20 protein-coding genes are annotated in these 23,336 nt (G+C 57.7%); 13 read left to right on the forward strand and 7 right to left on the reverse strand.

Annotated elements, in window-relative coordinates; translation table 11 throughout:
- Positions 1–31 precede the first annotated feature (31 nt).
- On the reverse strand, positions 32–898 hold the full coding sequence (locus Q1K31_RS03455) for a MoxR family ATPase (RefSeq protein ID WP_300376749.1): 867 nt from the start codon (positions 896–898) through the stop codon (positions 32–34).
- A gap of 211 nt (positions 899–1,109) precedes the next feature.
- Here Q1K31_RS03455 and Q1K31_RS03460 point away from each other — a divergent pair, with 211 nt between their 5' ends.
- The 3 genes from Q1K31_RS03460 to Q1K31_RS03470 are packed head-to-tail and all read left to right on the forward strand — an operon-like array spanning position 1,110 to position 2,460.
- Positions 1,110–1,505, forward strand: coding sequence for a flagellar biosynthesis repressor FlbT (locus tag Q1K31_RS03460; RefSeq protein ID WP_300376751.1), 396 nt, complete (start codon positions 1,110–1,112; stop codon positions 1,503–1,505).
- A 28-nt stretch (positions 1,506–1,533) separates the two neighbouring features.
- Positions 1,534–1,809 (forward strand): hypothetical protein, encoded by a 276-nt coding sequence (locus tag Q1K31_RS03465; protein WP_300376753.1) that lies wholly within the window; start codon positions 1,534–1,536, stop codon positions 1,807–1,809.
- 9 nt (positions 1,810–1,818) lie between these two features.
- Positions 1,819–2,460 (forward strand): MarC family protein, encoded by a 642-nt coding sequence (locus Q1K31_RS03470; protein ID WP_300376755.1) that lies wholly within the window; start codon positions 1,819–1,821, stop codon positions 2,458–2,460.
- Between the two features lie 24 nt (positions 2,461–2,484).
- Here the strand turns inward: Q1K31_RS03470 and Q1K31_RS03475 are convergent, their stop codons facing one another.
- Positions 2,485–3,786, reverse strand: a complete 1,302-nt coding sequence (locus tag Q1K31_RS03475; protein WP_300376757.1) for a hypothetical protein — start codon at positions 3,784–3,786, stop codon at positions 2,485–2,487.
- Positions 3,787–4,031: 245 nt separating this feature from the next.
- On the opposite strand from Q1K31_RS03475, the gene dksA reads away from it, so the two are divergent.
- Positions 4,032–4,448: an RNA polymerase-binding protein DksA gene (gene dksA / locus Q1K31_RS03480; protein WP_300376759.1), complete on the forward strand. Its 417-nt coding sequence runs from the start codon at positions 4,032–4,034 to the stop codon at positions 4,446–4,448.
- Positions 4,449–4,745: 297 nt separating this feature from the next.
- Complete coding sequence (locus Q1K31_RS03485) at positions 4,746–5,795, forward strand: FliM/FliN family flagellar motor switch protein (RefSeq protein ID WP_300376761.1); 1,050 nt, start codon at positions 4,746–4,748, stop codon at positions 5,793–5,795.
- Between the two features lie 3 nt (positions 5,796–5,798).
- Here Q1K31_RS03485 and Q1K31_RS03490 read toward each other — a convergent pair whose 3' ends face one another.
- From Q1K31_RS03490 to Q1K31_RS03500, 3 genes are all read right to left on the reverse strand, one after another.
- Positions 5,799–6,674: a tellurium resistance protein TerC gene (locus Q1K31_RS03490; RefSeq protein ID WP_300376763.1), complete on the reverse strand. Its 876-nt coding sequence runs from the start codon at positions 6,672–6,674 to the stop codon at positions 5,799–5,801.
- Positions 6,675–6,755: 81 nt separating this feature from the next.
- Complete coding sequence (locus Q1K31_RS03495; protein ID WP_300376765.1) at positions 6,756–7,640, reverse strand: D-Ala-D-Ala carboxypeptidase family metallohydrolase; 885 nt, start codon at positions 7,638–7,640, stop codon at positions 6,756–6,758.
- Positions 7,641–7,658: 18 nt separating this feature from the next.
- The gene (locus tag Q1K31_RS03500; protein ID WP_300376767.1) at positions 7,659–9,452 is read right to left on the reverse strand and encodes a L,D-transpeptidase family protein; all 1,794 of its coding nucleotides are present in this window, start codon (positions 9,450–9,452) and stop codon (positions 7,659–7,661) included.
- Positions 9,453–9,864: 412 nt separating this feature from the next.
- On the opposite strand from Q1K31_RS03500, the gene Q1K31_RS03505 reads away from it, so the two are divergent.
- Positions 9,865–12,462 (forward strand): response regulator, encoded by a 2,598-nt coding sequence (locus Q1K31_RS03505; protein ID WP_300376769.1) that lies wholly within the window; start codon positions 9,865–9,867, stop codon positions 12,460–12,462.
- Between the two features lie 6 nt (positions 12,463–12,468).
- On the opposite strand, the gene Q1K31_RS03510 is transcribed toward Q1K31_RS03505, so the two are convergent.
- On the reverse strand, positions 12,469–13,356 hold the full coding sequence (locus Q1K31_RS03510) for a class I SAM-dependent methyltransferase (protein WP_300376770.1): 888 nt from the start codon (positions 13,354–13,356) through the stop codon (positions 12,469–12,471).
- Between the two features lie 10 nt (positions 13,357–13,366).
- A complete protein-coding gene (locus tag Q1K31_RS03515; RefSeq protein WP_300376771.1) occupies positions 13,367–14,179 on the reverse strand; it encodes an RNA methyltransferase in 813 nt (270 codons plus the stop codon).
- A gap of 199 nt (positions 14,180–14,378) precedes the next feature.
- Between Q1K31_RS03515 and Q1K31_RS03520 the strand changes: the two genes are divergently transcribed.
- From Q1K31_RS03520 to rpoB, 7 genes are all read left to right on the forward strand, one after another.
- Entirely contained in the window at positions 14,379–15,287 is a 909-nt protein-coding gene (locus Q1K31_RS03520) for a hypothetical protein (protein ID WP_300376773.1), read from the forward strand.
- Between the two features lie 119 nt (positions 15,288–15,406).
- Positions 15,407–16,255 carry a M48 family metallopeptidase gene (locus tag Q1K31_RS03525; RefSeq protein ID WP_300376775.1) on the forward strand — a complete coding sequence of 283 codons (849 nt, stop codon included), beginning with the start codon at positions 15,407–15,409 and terminating at the stop codon, positions 16,253–16,255.
- A gap of 217 nt (positions 16,256–16,472) precedes the next feature.
- Positions 16,473–16,916, forward strand: coding sequence for a 50S ribosomal protein L11 (gene rplK, locus Q1K31_RS03530; protein ID WP_300376777.1), 444 nt, complete (start codon positions 16,473–16,475; stop codon positions 16,914–16,916).
- 4 nt (positions 16,917–16,920) lie between these two features.
- Entirely contained in the window at positions 16,921–17,613 is a 693-nt protein-coding gene (gene rplA / locus Q1K31_RS03535) for a 50S ribosomal protein L1 (RefSeq protein ID WP_300376779.1), read from the forward strand.
- Positions 17,614–18,027: 414 nt separating this feature from the next.
- Complete coding sequence (rplJ, locus tag Q1K31_RS03540) at positions 18,028–18,543, forward strand: 50S ribosomal protein L10 (RefSeq protein ID WP_300376781.1); 516 nt, start codon at positions 18,028–18,030, stop codon at positions 18,541–18,543.
- Positions 18,544–18,607: 64 nt separating this feature from the next.
- Complete coding sequence (gene rplL / locus Q1K31_RS03545) at positions 18,608–18,988, forward strand: 50S ribosomal protein L7/L12 (protein WP_300376783.1); 381 nt, start codon at positions 18,608–18,610, stop codon at positions 18,986–18,988.
- Between the two features lie 170 nt (positions 18,989–19,158).
- Complete coding sequence (rpoB, locus tag Q1K31_RS03550; RefSeq protein ID WP_300376785.1) at positions 19,159–23,286, forward strand: DNA-directed RNA polymerase subunit beta; 4,128 nt, start codon at positions 19,159–19,161, stop codon at positions 23,284–23,286.
- Positions 23,287–23,336 lie beyond the last annotated feature (50 nt).

Genomic DNA, 23,336 nt, shown 5'->3' on the forward strand with positions numbered 1-23,336 from the left:
GGCTCATGTAAAGGTTTGATTATTCGGGGACTTAGCCCGCCGGGCCGCGCCGTGTGCTGTTCTCGCGGCGTGACAGGAAGGCCAGGCGCTCGAAGAGAGCCACATCCTGCTCGTTCTTGAGAAGGGCCCCGTGCAGCGGCGGTGTCAGCTTGTCAGGGTCTTCTTCGCGGATCGTTTCAAGATCGACGTCCTCGTTCATGAGAAGTTTCAGCCAGTCGAGCAGCTCACTGGTGGAAGGTTTCTTCTTCATGCCAGGCACTTCGCGCATGGAGTAGAAGGTCGTCAGGGCATCCTTGACGAGCTTCTGCTTGATGCCCGGATGGTGAACGTCGATGATTTCCTTCATCGTCTGTTCGTCCGGGAACTTGATGAAGTGGAAGAAGCAGCGGCGCAGGAAGGCGTCCGGCAGCTCTTTCTCGTTGTTTGACGTGATGATGACGATCGGACGCTGCTTGGCCTTGATGACCTCGTCGGTCTCGTAGACATAAAATTCCATACGGTCGAGCTCCTGCAGGAGGTCGTTCGGGAATTCGATATCGGCCTTGTCGATTTCGTCGATCAGCAGGATCGGGCGTTCCTTGGAGGTGAAAGCCTCCCAGAGCTTGCCCTTCTTGATGTAGTTGGCGACGTCCTTGGCGCGCTCGTCGCCCATCTGGCCGTCCCGCAGGCGGCTCACGGCATCATATTCGTAGAGGCCCTGGGCGGCTTTCGTGCTGGACTTGATGTGCCATTCGATAAGTGGCGCGCCAAGCGCCTTGGCAACCTCGATCGCCAGGACGGTCTTGCCGGTGCCTGGTTCGCCCTTGACGAGCAACGGCCGTTCCAGGGCTATACCTGCGTTGACCGCCACCCGCAGATCATCGGTTGCTACGTAATTGTCGGTACCTTCAAAGCGCATCAAAGTCTCCAATCTGTTTCTCTTCCGATGATAGACACCGCACAGCAGAGGGCAACCGGTCCTCTCAGGATGACTTCGCGTCACATCCGCAAAAGTGAGAAATACCATAAAGCGAGAACTGGAATTTTTCTGTTTCAGTATGGCATTAACTGTACATTACATAGTATTTACCATTCGATTCGGATCGAAATGCCCTCGGGGGGAAGGCAATATGCCGCTTAAACTGTCACTGAAACCTGGCGAAGCTGTCGTGGTGAACGGTGCTGTGATCCGCAATGGCGAACGCCGTGGCACGCTGTTGCTGGAGACAAGAGCGCGTATCCTGCGTGAGCGCGATCTCATGTTCCCTGAGCAGGTCAACGATGTGTATGATGCAGTCTACTTCGCAGTAATGCAGTTATATTTGGCCGGCGAGTCCGAAGGCCCGCTCTACGATAATTGTATTTCTGTCCTCGCAGACGCGGTTGAGAAGACACAAGACGGTCAAGTGTCGGATGCCATTCTGTCCATAACCCGATCACTTGCCGTCGGAGACATATACCTTGCGCTGGGCACATGCAGGAAATTGCTCCAGCGCAATCCGGTTGCGGAGGCACGCAGTGGCTGAAGGGCAGGCAGGCGTTCAGGAGACATCAGTGAATTCACCGGTTCCTTTGGAGGAGGGCATCGCCCTGCTGGAGTCCGGGGGTGCCACCAAGACGATAAGGATCGACTTTGGGGGTGGTGTCCATGGCAGTGTTTCTGAGGCAGGCACGCTTGAAGGGCTGTTGCAGCGTGCGCGAGGTGTTCGTCTCATAAAGATGATGGCCGAGCGACAGAGCGTTGACCGGCCTGCACATATGCGGAACGGCAAACCTGCCCTGACGCCGCTGGTGGAAGAGATACTGGACGCCTTGAGGCCCTCAGATTAAGCCGCACTCATGAATGGCGATTTTCTCTCAGTCTTTACAGCGTCTTTTGTGACGTTCTTTGTCCTGATCGATGCGGTTGGCGTTGCGCCGATTTTTGCATCTCTGACGGCGCGCGGCACGCCTGTTTACAGACGAAGCATGGCGTGGCGTTCGATCGTCGTGGCATCGGTCATCATTTTCGGCTTCGCCTTCTTTGGGGCCTGGCTGCTTGCCCAGCTCAAGATCACGATTGATGCCTTTCGGGCAGCTGGCGGTGTGCTGTTGTTCCTCATTGCTCTGGACATGGTCTTCGAGAAACGGACCGAGCGGCGCGAGAGCCGGGCCGATGAGTATCTGGAAGAGCACGAAAAACCGGACGATGTTTCGGTATTTCCGATCGGTATCCCGATGCTTGCGGGGCCAGGCACGATTGCAACAGCCATGTTGTTCATGTCGCAAGCCGTTGGCTGGGAGCAGAAAAGTGCCGTGCTTTCAGCAATCGCGCTGAATATGGTGCTGTGCCTGTTCGTCTTCCTGGCTGCGACACCGCTTGTGCGTGCCATGGGTGACAGCATTGCCGGGGCGATCACACGTATCTTCGGTGTGATCCTGGCCGCGCTTTCCACCCAGCTCATCATTGATGGCATCAAGGGCGCTTTTGCGATCGGCTAGATCTCCTGCCGGGGACTGACTGTCCTAGTGTCGTACTGCGCCGGCATGCTTGATAGCTGCGAACACTGCCCAGAAGAGGCCAAGCAGGATAGCAGCGAGTAGCAGGGCGCGTACGATCAGGCCGACCGACCATTTCACTCCGGTCTTGGCGAGCCTGAGTATACGGGGGCCGATCTGCTTCGAGAGTGCGACGGCGCGATCACCTCCGGCTTCGGAGATAAGTCTGAGTTTCCTGACATCCTCGGGCGAGCTGGCGCTTTCCAGAAGTGTGATTGCGCCAGGGGCGCTTGTGAGCTCCGCGATGCTGCCGATTGCGTCCAGATCTGTTTCGAGTTGCACGAGGCCCTGGGGGCGAAGCACGGCTTCGAACGCGTCGAGAACCTGCTCCTCGAGCTGAGCGAGGGGGGCGACCTGTGCAAGGGCGCTTCTGACAGCTTCCATGGCCGGCTGAGGCGGTATAGCAAGATCAATCCGGCTGGATATGTAATCGCGATACTCCGGGGTCAGCCGTCCGGCGCGCCCGGCGGCTTTCAGCACCGACACGGCCTGTGCGTGCTCGCTGTTAGTTACCTGCCCGTTCCTGATGGCCATGAGGCTGATGGCGCTAAGCCGGATCTGCATACTGTCAACTGCGTCTCCGTTCACCCAGCGCTGGGCGCGGCGTACCAGGTCCGTCCGGTCGCCCGTCATCGAGAAAGCTGGATCCCGCGGCATGCTGTAATCATCTATTGCGCTGCCCGTCGTGACAGTACGTTCCATGCCGTCACGGTTTGCGCCACTGCTTTCCCTGTCCATGGCTGTCGGGGCTGCTTGCGAAGCCGATTCCTCTGCTGGGCTGGGCTTGAGATAGTCAAGATCAAGCCGTTTGGGCTCTACCGCGCGTTGATATTCCGCACGGGTTTCATTGGGCAGAAAGAGCAGGGCAGCGCGGACCAGCCTTTCATCGTCCGTTCCTGTCTCTTCCGCCTGGGCTGCGGCCATGATGGCGCGTGTGTCGTCCCTTTCGAGCATAACGGGCGCGGCGAGAAGGTAGCCGCGTGCAGCGGAGAAGTCGCGTGCGGCAAGCTGGGTGGAGATCTGCCTGGCCCAGAAGGCGCGCGGCTTCTCATCTTCAGGCATGATGGTCCGGAATGCTTCGTCCATGGCGCGCCGCGTCTCGGCGCGTGCGTGAAAATCCGGGTCGCCATCGAAGCTGACTGGCGTATGTGCGTCTATGATGAGCCGGGCGCCGAGAAAGGCAAAAAGGAAAAGAAGCCCGTTGAAGAGGAGAGTCTTGCGCCAGGTGTCCTGGCGCGCCGTTTCTCTTCGTCTTCTGAGTTTGGGCATGAGCGACCCGGTTCGAGTGAAAAAAACGTACGCCACAATGGGTGTAAGCCTGAATATACCGCACAGTCCGGGTACAGGATGCAAGCCCGCATTAACAGGCGTGAGGGCCAGACACGGGAAAGGCCTGATATTCGCCAGAATAGCGCCTTACTCCTGTGACAGGAGAACGGCAAAGAAATGCAATGCGCAATTGCACATACAGGCAACACGCTATATAGGCCCGCCGTGTTGGAGGAGTTAAGACAATGTCAGACTCTGGTACTCAGAATTACGTACCGTCCGATGATGAGGAGTTCATGAACCCTCGTCAGCAGACCTATTTCCGCGCCCGTCTCGAGCAGTGGAAACATGATATCCTCGACGGCACGAAATCGACGATCAGCAATCTTCAGGAAGATTCCAGCAATCATCCCGATCTGGTTGACCGCGCATCCTCGGAAAGTGACCGCGCGCTCGAATTGCGTACGCGCGACCGTCAGCGAAAGCTGATTGCCAAGATTGATGCGGCACTGCGCCGGATCGATGACGGTACTTATGGGTATTGCGACGAAACGGGCGAGCCCATCAGCCTCAAGCGCCTGCAGGCCCGTCCTACAGCAACATTAAGCCTGGAGGCGCAGGAGCGTCATGAGCGCCAGGAGCGCACAGTCCGCGACGACTGAGCCATCCGAATTCTAGAGACAAAGAAAAACGGCAGCGTCCTCTTTGTGACGCTGCCGTTTCTTTATCACCCAACGCCCGGCGGTTTTTTTGAGTGCCGGTCCGTTGAAAGGCAATGTGCCACCTGAATCCGAATCATTTCCTAACCAGTTATTTCCCGGCGATTAAATCAACGCGCAGTTCGTTAAGCGTTTCGGCGAATTCATTAGGAACTCATGCCGGAATCGCGGCTTTTATCTCAGTGTAGCAGCAGGCAGATGGGTAAATCCTAACGCCTCATTAACCGGTGCGGCTCAGACATGACCTTTAATAAGGACTGGATCAGCATGCAGGGCTCGGCACTCAGCGACACGGAAGAATGGGCAATGCCGGAACGGCGGGAGCGAGCTGTCATGCGGGATATGCCCACAGAACAGCAGGCCAAGCCGGGTAATGACGATTTTCGTATGCCCAATACGCGCAATGTCCTTTCCAAGGACGAGATTGAAGCGCTGCTGCGTCCCAACCTCCCCAAGATCAACGAGCAGGAAGCGCCTGCTGATGTTCCATCTGAGCCCTTCACGCGCGAACTGGAAAGTGGCCCGGCACAGAGTGCGGAAGGTAAGCGACTTGCCGCACGCCTGACATTGCTTTTCGCGCAGGCGACAGGACTGAAAGCGTCTTTCCGGTACAGCTCATCGAAGCGTTTTGAGCGTTTTGGGCAACGTTATGCCGCAAATGAAGCATCCATGCCGCCGTCATATCTCTGCTTCGGGAATAGCGAAGAGGCTGTCACGCATGTTCTCGAAGTGCCTGCATCGCTTTGCAATTCGCTTGTGACTCACGCCTGTGGTGGCGCTGCCGATCTTTCCGGGGACGTCACGACACAGCGCCAGTTGAGTGCAATTGACTGCGCCTTGCTGGAACAGTTGCTGTCACCGCTTCGTGGTGCGCTTGGAAGTGATGTGCAGCTTCTCGGCGTCGAGACTGATCAGGAGTATGTGGGATCGCTGGTCTCTGAAGGGGCGGGAGAAAGTCTCGCCTTCGATGTGTATCTGGGGCATGCCAGGACGGAGCTTCATCTTTCAGTGATGGAGGATGCTGTCATATCTCAGACAGCTCCACAGGCTCCGTCTGCCGGCAAGCGCCCTGTAAGCGTCCTGCTCACCGCGCGCATGGCGTCACTGAGTGTGCCAGTCAGCCGGCTGTCCGGGCTCAAGCAGGGCGACACCCTGCTTCTCGGTCTGCCAGCGGATCAGCCGATAGAACTACTTTCCGGCGGCCGTGATGGTGTCCCGGCTTTTGAGGGCGATGTTGGCCGCAAGGGCAGCAACATGGCCGTGCGTATCCGAAAGACCTTCAATACCTGACGCCTATCCGCCGTCAGGTCCTCCCTCACTGTTCGTACGTGCCTGGCGTAGTTCGGCTTCGCGGCGTGCCCAGAGGCGCTTCTGATAATTGGTGGAGATGATGTCGGTTATGACGAGAACACCCACCACAAGGTAGAAGCTGGCCTTCGACATCGCATCAATCGCAAAGGTGAAGATGTGCATATGGGCGAGATGCGCGCCCTCGGTCACCAGCAGCACGCCAACAAGGAACAGGATAAACAGGCCGAGAACCTCATACATCCGGTTCTTTTTCAGGAATTCGGCGACATAGTCCGCCATCAGGATCATGATGATGCCCGAAGCGACAATGGCGACGGTCATGATGGTGACCTGGTAGCGTGTCTCGACAACGCCATCCACGGTTTCCTTGACGTTCGCGATGGCCATTGCTGACAGGATGGAGTCGAACGAGAAAACCAGGTTCATCACCACGATGAGCGTGATCGCCTCGAATACGGATTTCTTCTTGCCACCTGCATCATGGCCGATTTCATCCACTGTCAGCAGGTGGGTGATTTCCTTGATGGCTGTGTAGATGATGAAACCGCCGCCCCCAAGCGTGACAAGCGACTGGAGCGTGAATTCACCATCCAGAACCCGCGGTATGTCTATCGAGAAAAGCGGTTCGGCCAGGACACCGAACAGGCTGACGATGATGATAAGGAGGATAATCCGGAACAGCATGGCAAGGCCGATGCCCCACCGGCGAACCATGCTTTCTTTCTGTTCGCCAACGCGTTTGGATTCGATGGAAATGTAGAGGAGGTTATCGAAGCCCAGAACAGCTTGAAGCAGGAGCAGCATCAGGAAGGTGAAGAAGCCGCTCATTGTGAATAGATCGCCGAAAATATCAGGCATCGCCGCAACTCCTTCATGATCAACTCAGAAGAGTTCTGGCGTCCTGACGATTGAATCGCAAGGCTTATTGCGTCTTAAGCTCTACCGGCCCCACCTGGCGGCACGCCCGCGACCGTCGACATGAACAAAGGGGCCGTGCACGGCATTCGCGGAATAGCTTCCCAGCCCTCCCTTCGGTGCGGCATCCGATGTCGCAAACAGGTCTTCGGCATAGTCATACAGGAAGTTTGCATCTTCCTTGTTGATGACGCCGTCCCTGTTGATGTCGTCCATGACGCCATCCTTTGGGGCGACATCGAGATACACATCCGTGGCGTCGCCATACATATGGCGCGACAGTTTCGCTGAGCCGATCGAGGTGTTGTAGAATGGAGAGCGGAACCCGCTCATCACGAAGAAGGTATCAGCCTCAGTCAGGCCATCGGCACGCAGGGAGTTGAGCAGGATTTCCAGGCGATTGAGGTTTGAGCTGCTGACAAGCAGATATTTCGGCCAGTGATCGGGTTGCTGGTGGCAGAGGAACTGGCCAATCCGGAAACTCGGTGAGACCTTCACGTCTCCATGCCCTTTATCCAGCCGGATGAAACCGCGCGGCGTATCCTGCGGATAGGCCCCCATGCGGAAACCGTTAAGCCGGCCATCCTCGGCGATATGTGTTGCGGGCTCCAGGACAAAGAGGGCAATATCGTGAACGACCGTTCCGTCCGGCTTACGGAACTCCAGATCGTAAGTGCCTGCTGTCTCGGGGGCTTCAAAGCTTCCCGACGAGCCTGCTGGTTCATCTCCAATGTAAACGGACACGTTTGCAGGATGCGTAAATTGCACATCCTCTCCGGGCATCACCGTTTCATGCCAGATCTCGTAGGGGATTTCGGAGCCATTCAGCGTAACAGGAGCATTTGCGGACGCTCCCGTTATCGACCCGAATGACCATAGCGCTGTCAGAAGGGGGGCGATTAAGGTCAAATTGGCCTCGATCTGATACTAGGCATCACTGTCATGAAGTGGCGCGAGCTTTTCAACCCGTTCGATGCCATCTGTGCGGTCATAGATGTCACGCCAGAAATTCACCCTGCCATCATCATCGACCGTCACGGTCATGTATGTGATGTGGATTGGGATTTCTTTCTCGAAGTTGAATTTCTCGAGACCTTGATCGCTCACCGCTTCGTCGAGCTTATGAGCATCTGTATCCGGCATTTCGCTTGCAATCCAGCGGGCCATTCTGGTGGGCTCCTCAAGCCGGATGCAGCCTGAACTGAATGCCCGCTTGGCCCTGTCGAACAGGTGCTCGCCAGGCGTTCCGTGCAGGTAGACCGAATACTGGTTCGGGAAGATAATCTTGAGCTGGCCGAGAGCATTGCCCTCACCGGACATCTGGACCAGCCGGTACTTTTCAGCTGACGCCGGATCGTTCCAGTTCACGGACCACGCACTGACTTCCTCGCCGGTACTGCGGTCAATAACCTTGTAGTTGCCGCGTTCTGCATAGCCTGGGTCATTCTGGAGCTTGGGAAGCTTGTCCTTACGCACGATACTCACAGGCGCATACCAGCGGGGGTTGGCGACGGCGTATTCAACCTGGTCATTGAATGTAGGGGTTTGCCGGCTAGCCGTCCCGACAATTGTCCTCATGGCAAGCTTGCGCTCGCCATTGTCCCAGCCTTCAGCAGTGTAGGACGGAATGTTTGCCCAGATGAAGCGATTGTCCAGCCCGTCAAAGGCACGCCAGCGTTCCATCGTGTCGGCGATGCGGGCAATCTTGGAGTCGACACTCTCGTTCATGGCGGAGATCGTGTTGGGGCCGATCACGCCGTCTTCCTTGATGCCATGACGCGTCTGGAAGGCTTCCACGGCATGCGCCAGCTTTTCGTCAAAGCGGGTCGGGTCAGGGGTGATTTTCAACTCGTCGGTGTCGAGAAAGGCGTGTTCGGAAGAGGAAGCCGGGCTGGTCTCGTTACTTTCCGCGGCCTGTTCCACGACATTGCCCACCAGCGTGAAAATCGAATTCTCGACTTCATAACCTTCAGCCGCAAGGCGTTCACGTATGGCCGGTACCCTGGGGTCTGTTTCTCCCGCCTCGACGATGTCGCCTTCAGGGATAGCAAGCCAACCGCCTTCCTCGCGGATTTCCCGGTATGACTGGAGGGCCTGTTTGAGCTGGTCATATTGATTCATGTCCGGCTCGAGCGTTTCGAGTGTATCAGCGGCGTTGCCCTGTCCGGCTTCGACCAGCAACTCGGGAAGCAGGCCATAACTAGCGGCCGCTTTCTTTGAAGTTTTAGCCTCGCCTTCATCAGTGAGACCGCCACTTATCGCCTGTGCGAGCCGTAACCACGCGCCCGTAAGGGCGATATCGGCTTCAGCCTGCGAGACCGGATCACCTGCATCCGAAAAGCGCTGATTGACCATATTTTCAAGATCAGATTCGATGACGTCGTCAGAGACAAGCCCATAAGAAAACAGATTGGAGGCAACGTCCTGCAGGGATGTTACCCCATCGTGTGTCCAGATGGGCTTGTACATTGTCTGCACGTAAGCCCGCTGAACGGCTTCTACGGCACTGCTGGACGTGTCGGAGCCAAGTTCAGTTCCAAAGCTGTCTTTTGTGACGCGTGTTTCGATCTCACTTGCCAGGGGGCCTTCCACGGTGTCGCCAGCCATATCGGCTTGCTGACCAGTGGCTACAGGCTGTGTGTTCCGATCACCCATGGGTGTCTGCGCCAGGGCGACCGGTGATGCTGTTGCAAGCGCTGCGGTTAAAAGAACCGTCTTCATGTTCACCTCGAGTTCGTTGATCTTCTGTAATGTGAACGGAAAGACAGCTGGGCATGTTCCAGATTGCTGCGGCCAGAAACCTCCCTGAAAAGGGTGCTGAAGACGACCTTAAAAACGCTTCTGAGGGGCATTTATCATTTTAAATCAGTGGACAGCGAGGTTGCGCGTCAGGGGCTCTAGCGTAGCTGCAGTCGAGATATCCCGGAAAACAGGTGACCTGTGGATGACCGGCTTTTCCCGGCGATTTCACAGTTCCTATTAACCCTTTTTTTGATTGATTAACTTTTCAGGGGCAGAACTCGTGCAGGCGAACGTTATGGGCACGTACGCGCGCGCGGCAGCTGATTCTGGTATAATCCCAGCGAATCGCCAGAAGGTAACATGAATGGGCCGGACGGCAGGAGTTGGCTTCATGACGTCACACATAACCGACAAAGAAAAAGACGTTTCAGCATTCGCAGACGATATGGATCAGGATACCGATTTTCTCGGTCGTCCTGACATGCTTCAGCTTGCTTTCTGGGGATGCCTGCTGATTGCTGTGGCCGCGGCAAGTATTGCTATTGCATGGCCGGGAGCCGTTGGCGGAACCGGGCCGATATTGCTGATTTCCATGGCCGCGGGCGGCATGGTGTTTCTGCTATGGGTGCTGAAAGGGGCAGGGCGCAGGCTGGGCCTATTTCCGCAGAAAGGCGCGGCAGAAGAAGCTGTTGAGGCCCAGAATCCGCGCTTTGGATGGATAGAGGCGCTCGACGAGGCTGTCCTCGTGACCGATCAGGGCGGCGCGCCGATTGCGGCCAATGAGAAGTATCGCGATCTGACGGCCATCGCGCTGGCCGGGCAACAGGACAGCGCGGGACCGATCACCATAGACAGGATTTTCAGCGCAAGTCCGGGGCTTGCGGCACCTGTGTTTCGTCTGTCCAGATCAGCGCGACAGGGCGATTCGCATCACGAGGTCCTGCCGGCCCTGACGCTCGGCCCGGAGGCCGTGCCTGTGCAATACGCGGCAAGCGTTGCTCCGTTGCCGCGGGAGCGCGTGCTCTGGCGGTTGAGGCGTGTCGGGGCTGCTGAGGCAACCAGCGGTGCGTATGACATGAAGGCACTGTACGTCGAGGATGCGCCACTGGGGTTCTTTGCGACGCGGCCGGACGGAACACTGAGTTATGCGAATGCATGGCTGCGTGAGCTGATCGGTTTGCCGGAGACGGCCCGGAATGTCCGGCTGGATGACATCATGCGCCCGGAATTCGTCAAGCTGCTGGCGCGCGACCGCAAATCCGGAGCACCGGTGCGGGCCAATATCATGATCCGGACACGCGATGGCGTTGAAATGCCAATCCAGACGATGACGACATGGACCGGCAAGGGCGCGGATGCCCAGGGGCGTACGGTTGTTGTTGCCAACAATCAGGCACAGCTGGAAGGCGAGGGACGCTTTCTCGCAGCATCGGCAAGCCGGCCAGTACGTCCCGATGGCGACCCGATGTTCGATGACGCCCCATTTGGTGCAGTGCGTCTTGAAGGCAATTCGGTCGACAGTGCAATTATCATGGACGCCAACCGTGCCCTCATGACCATGGCCGAGGGGCGTTGTGCGCCGGGCACTAGATTTTCAGACCTGTTCCTTGTCGAGGACGGTGATGAAAAAGGGCTGTCATCGAAACTGGTTGATGCGATCGACAAGCCGGTAGGGCTCAAGCTTGGCGGCGATGAGCCAAAAAGCGTCAATGTCTTCGTGACGCTGGACAATATGGGGCAGCCTTCGGTTGCCTATATCATCGACATGACGGAGCAGAAGGAACTCGAGCTGCGCCTGGCACAGGGTGAGAAGATGCAAGCGATCGGCCAGCTGGCGGGCGGCGTGGCGCATGACTTCAACAATGTGCTCACGGGGATCATGCTCAACAATGATGACCTGATGACACGTCACCCGGTCGGGGACCCATCCTATGAGAACCTGAAAAGTATTCACGAGTTCTCGGTTCGTGCGAAGGATCTCGTCCACATGCTGCTCGCCTATGCGCGTCAGCAGACGTTCAAGCGCGAAATCTTCGACGTGAACGACTTCCTCTCCGAGTTGTCGATCCTGTTACGTCAGATCCTGGATGAGCGGATCGAGTTCTCCAATATCCCGCAACGTAACCTGCCTTATGTGAAGGCTGACAAGAACCAGCTCGAAACGGCGCTGTTTAACCTGGTCACCAATGCGCGCGACGCGATGCTCCAGAATGGCCGTACCGGGGGCAAGCTGACGATCCGGACTTCCCGCGCAACCGGGGCGGATGCACACAGGAACGGGTTCAGTTTTGTCGATGATGGCGAATATCTGCTGATCGAGATTGTCGATACCGGGCACGGCATACCGGCAAATATAATGGACAAGATCTTCCAGCCTTTCTTCACGACAAAGGATGTCGGTGTTGGCACCGGGCTGGGCCTGGCCACAGTCTACGGCATCATCAAGCAGTCTGAAGGCTATGTCTGTCCCGTATCGAAGATGGGCGAAGGCACCAATTTCCAGATCTACCTGCCGGCCCTGAAAGAAGATGAGATTCCGCAGCCGGAAACCACCGGGCCGGAAGAGGAAGAAGCAGAGCATCGCCCGGTCGATATCTCTGGCCGGGGCAAGATCCTGCTGGTCGAAGATGAGAAAGGCGTGCGCGATATTGCCGTTATGCACCTGATCTCGCGCGGTTATGAGGTCATGGCCGCCGAGGATGGCGAGGAAGCCCTGGAAATACTGGAAGACGAATCCGGCACATTCGATCTCGTGATCTCCGATGTCGTGATGCCGGGCATGGACGGTCCAGCACTCATAAGAGAAGCCAAGGCGCATCTCGGGGAAGCGCGTGTAATCTTCATTTCTGGGTATGCTGAGCGTGATCTCGCCAAAAAGCTCGATGATGACCGGGAAGTCTCTTTCCTGCCTAAGCCATTCAGCGTGCGTCAGCTTGCCGAACGGGTGAAACAGCAGCTCAATGCGCGACGGGAGCGCGAAGCTGCTTAGGCAGGGTCAGTCTGGAGACCAGCGCGCGCAGATAGCGGTCGGTAACATCCGGCCGCTTTTCTTTTCCGGGAGCGCCATCTCCCCCATCTCGATCCGTCCGCCAAATGGCTCCAGCCTGTCACCGAGCGCCTGGGCCAGGGCTATGTGTGAGAGCCGCACGGCATAGGCTGTCAGAATGACAAAGAGCGGGCGCTCGACCAGTAGCGGGACGATGCCGTCCAGGAGTGCGGGAAGGTCTTCCTCGAATTTCCAGGTTTCGCCATTTGTGCCGCGGCCGAATTTTGGTGGATCGAGGATAATGGCGTCATAGCGATTACCGCGACGGTTCTCGCGGGCAACGAATTTCATCGCGTCATCAGCGATCCAGCGGATTTTTCGGTCCTGCAGTCCCGACATCTGCTGGGCTTCCTTGCCGAAGCCGTTCGATTTCGGGCTTGCATCGAGGTGGACGACTTCGGCTCCGGCCTGCGCGCACGCAAGCGACATAAGCCCGGTATAACCGAACAGGTTGAGGACCTTTGTCGGGTAGGGCGCAGCCTTGAGGCGCTCCATTGCATATGCCCAGTGAACCGAATGTTCCTGGAAAACGCCGAGATGACGGAACGGGGTGCGGCGTGCCTTGAACTTCAGGCTTTTCCACTCCATTGGCCAGTCATCAGGCGCCTTCGGATTGAGACGACGCCATTGGCCGCGTTCATCGTCTCCAGCCTTGGCATCGAACCAGGCATCCGCTTTCCAGCTTTTCACCGGTTGTTGCGGCATCCAGAACGCCTGTGGATCGGGGCGTACAACCTTCTGCGAGCCAAAACGCTCGAATTTCAGGCCCTCGCCACTGTCGAGCAGCTGATAGTCCTTCCAGTCATCGGCGAGGAAGAGGGTGTGATCGTATTTCATGCAAAGTCTCTCACTCAAAGTCCCTTTGGCGCCAGGCTTCGTAGGTCATGATGGCGGTCGCCTGCGCAAGGTTGAGACTGTCGGCACCGCCCCGCATCGGAATCAGGCAGAGTGTGTCGCACTTCTCTTCGACATGCGGAGGCAGGCCTGCCTGCTCATTCCCCATCAGGATAACGCATCCTTGCTTCATGTCCGTACCTGTATGACTGACCGTTCCGTTCACGCTCGCGGCCACACTGTGGAGACCGGTCCTGTTGCGCCAGTCTTCGAAGTCTTCAAAGGAGCTGTTTGCGAAAGGGATGTCGAAGACAGAACCCATCGATGCCCGGACAGCTTCAACACTGTAAGGGTCGCAACACTGATTGATCAGAACCACGCCCGAAATCCCTGCACAGTCTGCTGTTCTCAGGATTGTGCCCAGATTTCCCGGATCGCGCACTTCGTAAAGCCCAATCCAGAGATCGCCGGAACCCGCGGAAAGACCGAAAATGCCCGGATGTTTCTGCCGGAAGGCACCGATCACGGCCTGCGGGTTATCCTTGCGGGCGATCTGGCCGGCAAGTCTGTCTGTAACCTGGATGGTACGGGCGCCACCTGACTGGGCCTTGTTCACAAGCGTTCGAATGAAGGGGCGGTCGGTGCTTGAGGCGGAGACGACAAGGCTGTCGAGTTCCCAGCCAGCCTTCAGCCCCTGTTCGACAAGGCGCGCACCTTCTGCCAGGAAGAGCCCTGTTTCTGTACGGGCTTTCTTCCTGTCGAGACTGCGCAAGGTCTTGATCAGGGGGTTTGATGAACTGGAAATGGTTTCAAGGTGCGCCGCCATTTGCGGGCCTTTAGCACAGACTTGTCTGAAAACAATTGATGCGGCATGGATCGCACTGTGAAACCTTCATGGCTTGAAATCATACCTATGTGGAAGGTTGCTGTGGCAGGACTGGCTTGCGCATCATCCACGGGAGTAGTCTGCTGGCGTGTGGACTGAGTAGGCAGGTGTATCGCCTGCGGAGAGGAAGCCAGGTTCGATGAGTCTCATATATGACTATGTCTGGATATGGATTGGCGCGGCAGCCTTGCTGGGTTTCATCGCTGCATGGATATCGCGCGGCATCACGGCAAAAAGAAAACGCCGGGATGCGGAGATGCAGCGGGATGTGGCGCAGGCTGAACTGAACCAGATACGCGGTGAGCTTGATAGTCTCTACGCCACGCAAAGGCGACAGAAAGAAGCTCTGGCACGGGCGGCACGCGCAAACCTCGAAGACCTTCGTGAGCGTGACAGGCGTCTCTCAAACCTTACAGATGAATTGCATGCGGCCAGGGAAGAGATACGCGACCTGCGTGAAAGGCCCCCAGTCGTAAGTGCCGAGACGGAAGAGGCCGACAAGCCGGATCAGCTGGACGCGATTGCTGATCTGAAGGCGCGGAACGTCTATCTTGAGGAGCGGGTCAGCGATGTTGAGGGGAAGATCCACGGTCTGTCGAAGAACATGGCGTCTTCCCCCCGGGACGACAGCAAGCGCGCCTGGCAGGTGGGTTATCTGAAAACCAGGGTTACAGCGCTTGAAGATAAACTCGTGGAAGCGCAGGAGAGGATGCCTGTCTCGGCCCAGCCGGAGCATCCTGTGATGAACGCTTCCCAGGACGAGGAGCTTGCAAGGCTGCGTTGGCGCAACCGCTACCTTGAGGGGCGGCTGGCCTATTTCGAGGAAGCCTACAGCCCTGAAGCCAGGCAAGCGCCATCATTGGAGGGCCCTGCGTCGAAAGCACTGCCTGAGCCTTCGGTAGAGGCATCAGACTGGCAAGTGGCCGACACGCTCACCGATGAAGATGAGCGGGGTTTTGCCGTTCCCGAAAAACGCCACCCGTCGGAGGCGTTTCTGGAGGTTCTTGAAAGAATCAACGATGCCAGCGCTGGCGAGCAGGACGGATAGTGTAAGTACTCAGGCCTCGGAATGAAATTAGTTCTCGCGCACCTGATCGAATTTCCGAACCATTTGCGCTGACAGAAGTTATAGGTGACGGGATCATTTACTGCCGACGGAGGATGAGCATGACTCACAAGCTGAAATTCCTGAATGGAGCGAGAGCCAAGAACGATGGCTCGTCACTTCGAGTGAGGTCGAGAGCAGCTCGACTTCGCGCGCCAGTCGTTTCTGGTCTGGCTGCTGCGGGACTTCTCGTGAGTGTCTCCGGTTGCTCGACTAACCCCTATACAGGTGAGACGCAGTTTGCAGCTTATGATGATGCGCAGCTCTCACAGGCTTCGGCCCAGGCTTGGCAGCAGCTCAAGGCGCAGACACCCACGCTTAATTCAGGCGCCCAGTATCAGCGCGTGATACGCGTCTGGAACCGGGTTGCCGCGGCGACGCCCAAGGCTGGCGAAAGCTGGGACGTGCAGGTCTTCAATTCCGATGACGTCAATGCCTTTGTGATGCCGGGCAATCGTGTCGGTGTCTATACGGGGCTTCTCGACCTGGTCGAAAACGATGACCAGCTGGCTGCAGTCCTTGGGCATGAAGCCGCCCATGCAATATATCGACACGCCAACCAGCGCGCGACACGTCAGGCAGCGGCATCGACAGCCGTCCAGATTGGCGCGTCCGCACTTGGCGGGAATGAGGCTATCGGGGCTTCCGCCCAGCAGATCGGCGCGCTCGGCAGTGCTGCGGCAAATCTCGGTGTGGTCCTTCCCTACAGTCGCAATGCGGAGCTGGAGGCCGATCTTGCCGGTGTGGATTACATGCACAGAGCAGGCTTTGATGCCAGCGCGGCGATCCGTCTATGGGAAGTGATGCAGACCAGTGGCGGTCAGCGCACGGCGGAATTCCTGTCCACGCACCCAAACCCCGATGTGCGTCAGCAACGTATCCGTGAGTATATCCAACAGAAGGGCTACTAGGCTCCTGCGGACGGACTGCAAGCGAGTAGACACTGCCCCGGCGGACTTGACCTGCCGGGGCTTTTCGTGTGTATCGCGCCCTTCGCGCCACAAGGCGTGAATACCTGTGGGAAGTGTTGGCACGGAAAGCCCATCACCAAGCTGAACCACGGGGCCTCAATCGAACGGCGGCCGGATCGAGAGACCACCGGCCAGAAGACAAGCCAGAGAGGATATCATGGCGAAGAAACTGCTGGGGCAGCTGAAGCTCCAGATTCCGGCCGGTTCGGCCAACCCGTCTCCCCCTGTCGGTCCTGCGCTCGGTCAGCGCGGCATCAACATCATGGAGTTCTGCAAGGCCTTCAACGCGAAGACCGAGAACATCGAGAAGGGCCTGCCGATCCCGGTCGTGATCGACTATTACCAGGACAAGTCCTTCACCTTTACCACCAAGACGCCACCGGCAAGCGTGCTTCTCAAGAAGGCCGCTGGCCTGAAGATCGGCAAGCCGAATTCGGGCGCCAAGCAGCCTGGTACGGACGTTGCCGGCAAGGTGACTATTGCCCAGTGCCGCGAGATCGCTGAAGCCAAGATGGTCGATCTCAATGCTAACGACCTCGACACCGCAACCACGATTATCAAGGGTTCGGCCAAGTCGATGGGTCTGGACGTGGTGGAGTAAGGATATGGCTCAAGGAAAACGTTACCGCGCAGCCTCTGCCACTGTTGAGGTCATGGAAACATATGGCGTCGCCGAGGCGATCAAGCTCGTGAAGTCCAACGCAACAGCGAAGTTCGACGAAACCATCGAGGTGGCCGTCAATCTCGGTGTTGAGCCGAAATACGCTGACCAGATGGTTCGCGGTATGGTTACCATGCCATCGGGCACCGGCAAGAGCGTGCGTGTCGCCGTCTTTGCGCGCGATGCCAAGGCTGAAGAAGCTAAGGAAGCCGGTGCTGACATCGTTGGTGCCGAGGATCTCATGGAGCAGATCCAGGGCGGCATGATGGACTTCGATCGCGTGATTGCCACGCCGGACATGATGGCCGTTGTCGGCCGTCTCGGTAAGGTGCTCGGGCCCCGCGGCCTGATGCCGAACCCGAAGGTCGGCACCGTCACGCCGAACGTTGGTCAGGCGGTCAAGGATGCCAAGGGCGGCTCCGTCGAGTTCCGTGTCGAGAAGCAGGGCATTGTCCATGCCGGTATCGGCAAGGCGAGCTTCAGCGAGGCAGACCTTGAAAAGAACTTCAAGGCATTCGTCGATGCACTGATCAAGGCCAAGCCTGCTGGCGCGAAGGGCACCTATGTCAAATGTGTCGCGATTTCGTCCACCATGGGGCCGGGCGTTCAGGTCGATGCTTCTGAGGCGCTGGCCTGACATCTCCGGTGAGCGGAAATTGAAACGACTTCAGGCGCCCGGGCCAATATTGGCCCGGGTGTTTGCATCTTAGTCCGAAATTATTCTAATAGAGCGTGTCGTGACTCAGGTGACATTTTCTGTCGGCGAGGGGTTGCGGCTTTTCTGAGAACAAGATAACAGGCTCGGCTCGACGGGAGTTCACCGATATTATCGGCGGCCTCCCGTTTTCCTGTCCAAGACCATGGGTGTGCCGCAAGGCGCATAAGTCCCATGATAGACGGGGTGAGGCGAGGTTAGAGGCTGTCCGGAGTTGTGCTTCGGCCAGTTTGGTTTCGCCAGGCCCTGGGCAGGCGCTGGAAGTGGCTCGCAAGGCCATCAAAAGCGAATTCCCGGGCGCCCGGATGGGCCGGACGCCTTAACTGGAGAACCGTAATGGATAGAGCTGGAAAGCAGGCGTCACTGGCGGAGCTCGAAGAAGTCTTCGAGAATTCCGGCGCGGTGGTCGTCACGCACTACACCGGTTTGAGCGTTGCGGAGATGACGGGGTTGCGTGCCAAGCTCAGAGAGCAGGGCGGGCGGCTCAAAGTGGTCAAGAACCGGATTGCCAAGATTGCCCTGAAGGGCAAAGGCGGCGATGCGGCGACAGACCTTTTTTCTGGCCAGGTGGCTATTGCTTATGCGGAGGACCCGACGGTCGCCGCCAAGGCAACCGCCGAGTTTGCCAAAGACAATGAGAAGCTGAAGCTCATCGGTGCCGTTATGGGCACTGAAGTGATGGACGGTGCCGGCGTGGAAGCGCTGTCGAAGATGCCGTCGCGCGAAGAGATGATTGCGACCATTGTTTCCCGCCTGACCGGTCAGGCCAGCCAGGTTGCTCAGCGCCTCAATGCGCCGGGGCAGAACCTTGCTGGTGCGATCAATGTCATTGGCGAGCAGGCAGCAGCCTAGACGTCAAGCAGTCAACGCGAAACCAGAATACCTCTAAACTCGAAACAGAAAGTCGATCAGACAAATGGCAGATATTGCAAAACTCGGTGACGAACTTCTCGGTCTCACCGTTCTCGAAGCTAAAGAGCTCAACGATTACCTCGAAGAGCGCGGCATCAAGGCTGCGGCAGCTGTTGCTGTTGCTGGCCCGGCTGGCGGCGGCGACGCCGGTGGCGCTGCAGCTGAAGAGAAAGACGAATTTGACGTCATTCTTACCGATGGCGGCGACAAGAAAATCAACGTCATTAAGGTCGTGCGCGAAGTCGTATCCGGCCTGGGCCTGAAAGAAGCCAAGGAGCTCGTCGAAGGCGCTCCGAAGCCGATCAAGGAAGGCGTTGCCAAGGACGAAGCAGAAGAGCTCAAGAAGAAGTTCGAAGAAGCTGGTGCCAAGGTCGAAATCAAGTAAGCCGCTTGAGGCTTGCTTCAATTCAGGGGTTGCGTCTGCGCGAGGCGGGATCTCATTAGACTAAATGCGCGGCGGGACCATTCTGGTCCTGCCGCGTGCTCGCGTTTCAGGTGGCAAGCCATTCCGGTCTCAGTGGCGGGACCCGGAAGCGGCAAGAAACGGAACAAAAGATGGCTCTTTCTTTCACGGAAAAAAAACGTATCCGCAAATCCTTCGGTCGTATTCCCGAAGCCATCGACATGCCCAACCTCATCGAAGTGCAGCGCTCATCCTATGAGCACTTCCTGCAAATGCATACGGCGCTCGCCGAGCGTACCGATGACGGTCTTGGTGGTGTCTTCAAAGGCGTTTTCCCGATCATTGATTTCAATGAGCGCGCGACACTCGAATACGTCTCCTATGAATTCGAACCGCCGAAATTCGACGTTCAGGAGTGTATGCAGCGTGACCTGACTTATGCAGCGCCGCTCAAGGTGCGGCTGCAGCTGGTCGTCTTCGATCTTGATGAAGATACAGGCGCCAAGTCCATCAAGGAAGTGAAGGAGCAAGAGGTCTATCTCGGCGATATCCCGCTGATGACGGACAAGGGCACTTTCATCGTCAACGGCACGGAGCGCGTGATTGTCTCCCAGATGCACCGTTCACCGGGTGTCTTCTTCGATCATGACCGTGGCAAGACGCACTCTTCCGGCAAGCTGCTGTTCGCGGCCCGGATCATTCCTTACCGCGGGTCCTGGCTCGACTTCGAATTCGATGCCAAGGACATCCTGAATATCCGTATCGACCGGAAGCGTAAGCTGCCGGCGACAACAATCCTTTATGCGCTCGGTTATGACACCGACGAGATTATCGACCTGTTTTACACCCGTTCGATCTACCGTCTCGACAAGAAGGGCTGGATCACGGGCTTCAGGGCCGAGTCCTGGAAGGGCCAGAAGCCGGAATATGATCTTGTCGATGCCAAGACAGGCAAGGTTGTCGCCCCGGCCGGACGCAAGATTACGGCACTTGCTGCCAAGCGCATTGCCGAAGGCGGAACCGATGAGCTGCTGGTGCCGTCCACCGCGCTGGCCGGAAAGTTCCTGGGGCGCGATATCGTCAATCGTGAGACCGGCGAGATCTTTGGTGAGGCGGGCGACCTGATCGAGGAAGAGCTCGTCGCCGAACTGCGCGACCAGGGGCACAAGTCTGTCGAGATTCTCGACATTGACGGCGCTGACCGTGGTCCGTGGCTGCGGAATACGCTCAAGGCCGACAAGAATGAGACGCAGTTCGAGGCACTGTCGGACATCTACCGCGTCATGCGTCCGGGCGAACCGCCTACGCAGGAAGCTGCCGACGCGCTGTTCAATCAGCTGTTCTTCGACTCCGAGCGCTACGACCTGTCATCGGTTGGTCGTGTGAAGATGAACATGCGCCTCAACATGGCGCTCGACGACTATGAAGAAGCCGAGGACACCATGCGTACGCTCCGCAAGGAAGACATTGTCGGCGTCATGAAGGTCATTCTCGACCTGAAGGACGGCAAGGGCGAAGTCGATGACATCGACAACCTCGGCAACCGCCGTGTCCGCTCGGTCGGCGAGCTTATGGAGAACAATTACCGCATTGGTCTGGTGCGCATGGAGCGGGCCATCAAGGAGCGTATGTCCTCTGTCGATATCGACACCGTCATGCCGCACGACCTGATCAATGCGAAGCCGGTTGTCGCCTCGGTGCGTGAATTCTTCGGCTCCTCCCAGCTGTCGCAGTTCATGGACCAGACCAATCCGCTGTCTGAAATCACCCACAAGCGTCGTCTCTCGGCGCTTGGTCCGGGTGGCCTTACCCGTGAGCGGGCCGGTTTCGAGGTGCGCGACGTGCACCCGACCCACTATGGCCGTATCTGCCCGATTGAGACACCGGAAGGCCCGAACATCGGCCTGATCAACTCGCTCGCCACACATGCGCGTGTGAACAAGTACGGCTTCATCGAGAGCCCGTACCGCAAGGTCGAGAAGGGCAAGCTGACCGACGAGGTTGTCTACCTCTCCGCCATGGAAGAGCACCGCTATGCAATCGCTCAGGCGAATGCGACGGTCAGTGACAAGAACGAACTGGAAAACGAGTTCGTAAACGCCCGCGTGAACGGTGAAGCCACGCTCGTGCCGCGTGAAGAGGTCGAATATATGGACGTGTCGCCGAAACAGGTTGTTTCGGTTGCCGCCGCCCTTATTCCGTTCCTCGAGAATGACGACGCCAACCGCGCCCTGATGGGCTCGAACATGCAGCGTCAGGCCGTGCCACTCGTGAAGTCGGAAGCACCATTCGTTGGTACCGGCATGGAGTCGGTCGTGGCGCGTGACAGCCGTGCGGCTGTCGTGGCGCGCCGGGCAGGTGTGATTGAGCAGGTCGATGCGACACGGATCGTTGTCCGGGCAACCGAAGATATCGATTCCGCCGCTTCCGGCGTCGATATCTACCGCCTGAACAAGTTCCGCCGTTCCAACCAGAACTCCTGCATTAACCAGCGTCCAATCGTCCGTGTTGGCGACCAGGTCACGCAGGGCGATATCATTGCTGATGGTCCGTCCACCGACCTTGGTGAGCTTGCGCTCGGGCGCAACGTGCTCGTCGCATTCATGCCGTGGAATGGTTACAACTTCGAGGACTCGATCCTCATTTCCGAGCGGATCGTGAAGGACGATGTCTTCACCTCGATCCACCTGGAAGAGTACGAGATCGCCGCGCGCGACACCAAGCTTGGCCCGGAAGAGATCACACGTGATATTCCGAACGTCGGCGAGGAAGCGCTGCGCAACCTCGATGAAGCCGGGATCGTGGCCGTCGGTGCTGAAGTGAAGGCTGGCGACATCCTAGTCGGCAAGGTCACGCCGAAGGGTGAAAGCCCGATGACACCGGAAGAGAAGCTTCTCCGTGCCATTTTCGGTGAGAAGGCTTCCGATGTCCGCGACACCTCACTGCGCGTGCCGCCGGGTGGTGCCGGGACGGTTGTCGAGGTCCGTGTCTTCAACCGTCACGGTATCGACAAGGACCAGCGTGCTCTGCAAATCGAGCGTGAGCAGATCGAGCAGCTGCAGGAAGACAAGGAAGACGAACAGAACATCCTTGAGCGCAATACCTATGCGCGCCTGCGTGAGCTGTTGGTCGGCAAGGAAGCTGCCGCGGGGCCGAAAGGCTTCAAGGCAGGCAAGATTGCCGATGCTTCGCTTGACGAACTTCGCGAGAGCCAGTGGTGGGAGATTGCCCTGAAGTCCGAGAAGGCCCAGGGCGAACTCGACCAGCTCCAGGTTCGCTTCAACGAGTCCCTTCAGGAGCTTGAGGCCCGGTTCAACGACAAGGTCGACAAGGTCCAGCGTGGTGATGATCTGCCACCGGGTGTGATGAAGGTCGTCAAGGTCTTCCTGGCCGTGAAGCGTAAGCTGCAGCCGGGCGACAAGATGGCCGGGCGTCACGGCAACAAGGGTGTGATCTCCAAGATCAATCCGAGCGAAGACATGCCGTTCCTGAAAGATGGTACGCCTGTTGATATCGTTCTGAACCCGCTCGGCGTGCCGTCCCGCATGAATGTCGGGCAGATCCTGGAAACGCATATGGGCTGGGCCTCCAACGGTCTTGGCCGTGTTGTCCAGAACGCTCTGGATGAGTGGAACGAGAAGCACGACAATGACGAGCTGCGTAAAGCCGTCTCCGGCGTGTACGGCGAAGGCGTCGAGATGCCTGAGTCAGACGAGGAGGTCTTTGAGCTTGCATCGAACCTGACGAATGGTGTGCCGATCGCAACGCCGGTCTTCGATGGCGCGCGTGAGGCCGACATTGTCGAGATGCTGGAGCGGGCCGGACTGGACTCTTCCGGTCAGGAGACCCTGTTCGACGGCCGCACGGGCGAAGCCTTCGGGCGCCCTGTTACGGTTGGTTACAAATATCTTCTCAAGCTTCACCACCTGGTGGACGAGAAGATCCACGCTCGCTCGACCGGTCCATATTCACTCGTTACGCAACAGCCACTGGGCGGCAAGGCCCAGTTCGGCGGCCAGCGTTTCGGCGAAATGGAGGTCTGGGCCTTGGAAGCTTACGGTGCAGCATATACCTTGCAGGAAATGTTGACTGTGAAGTCTGATGACACCGCAGGCCGTGCCAAGGTCTATGAAGCCATTGTCCGCGGCGATGACACGTTCGAAGCCGGTATTCCGGAAAGCTTCAACGTGCTCGTCAAGGAAATGCGCTCGCTCGGCCTGAATGTCGAGTTGATCGAAGCCAATGAGGATGACGATGAACCGCCGGTGGCAGCCGAATAGGCTGCCATCTGGTAATCGTGTCGAATAACGACTGAATTCTTTGAAAAGAC

The sequence above is a fragment of the Henriciella sp. genome (genome assembly GCF_029936995.1).
Classification (GTDB): Bacteria; Pseudomonadota; Alphaproteobacteria; order Caulobacterales; family Hyphomonadaceae; genus Henriciella.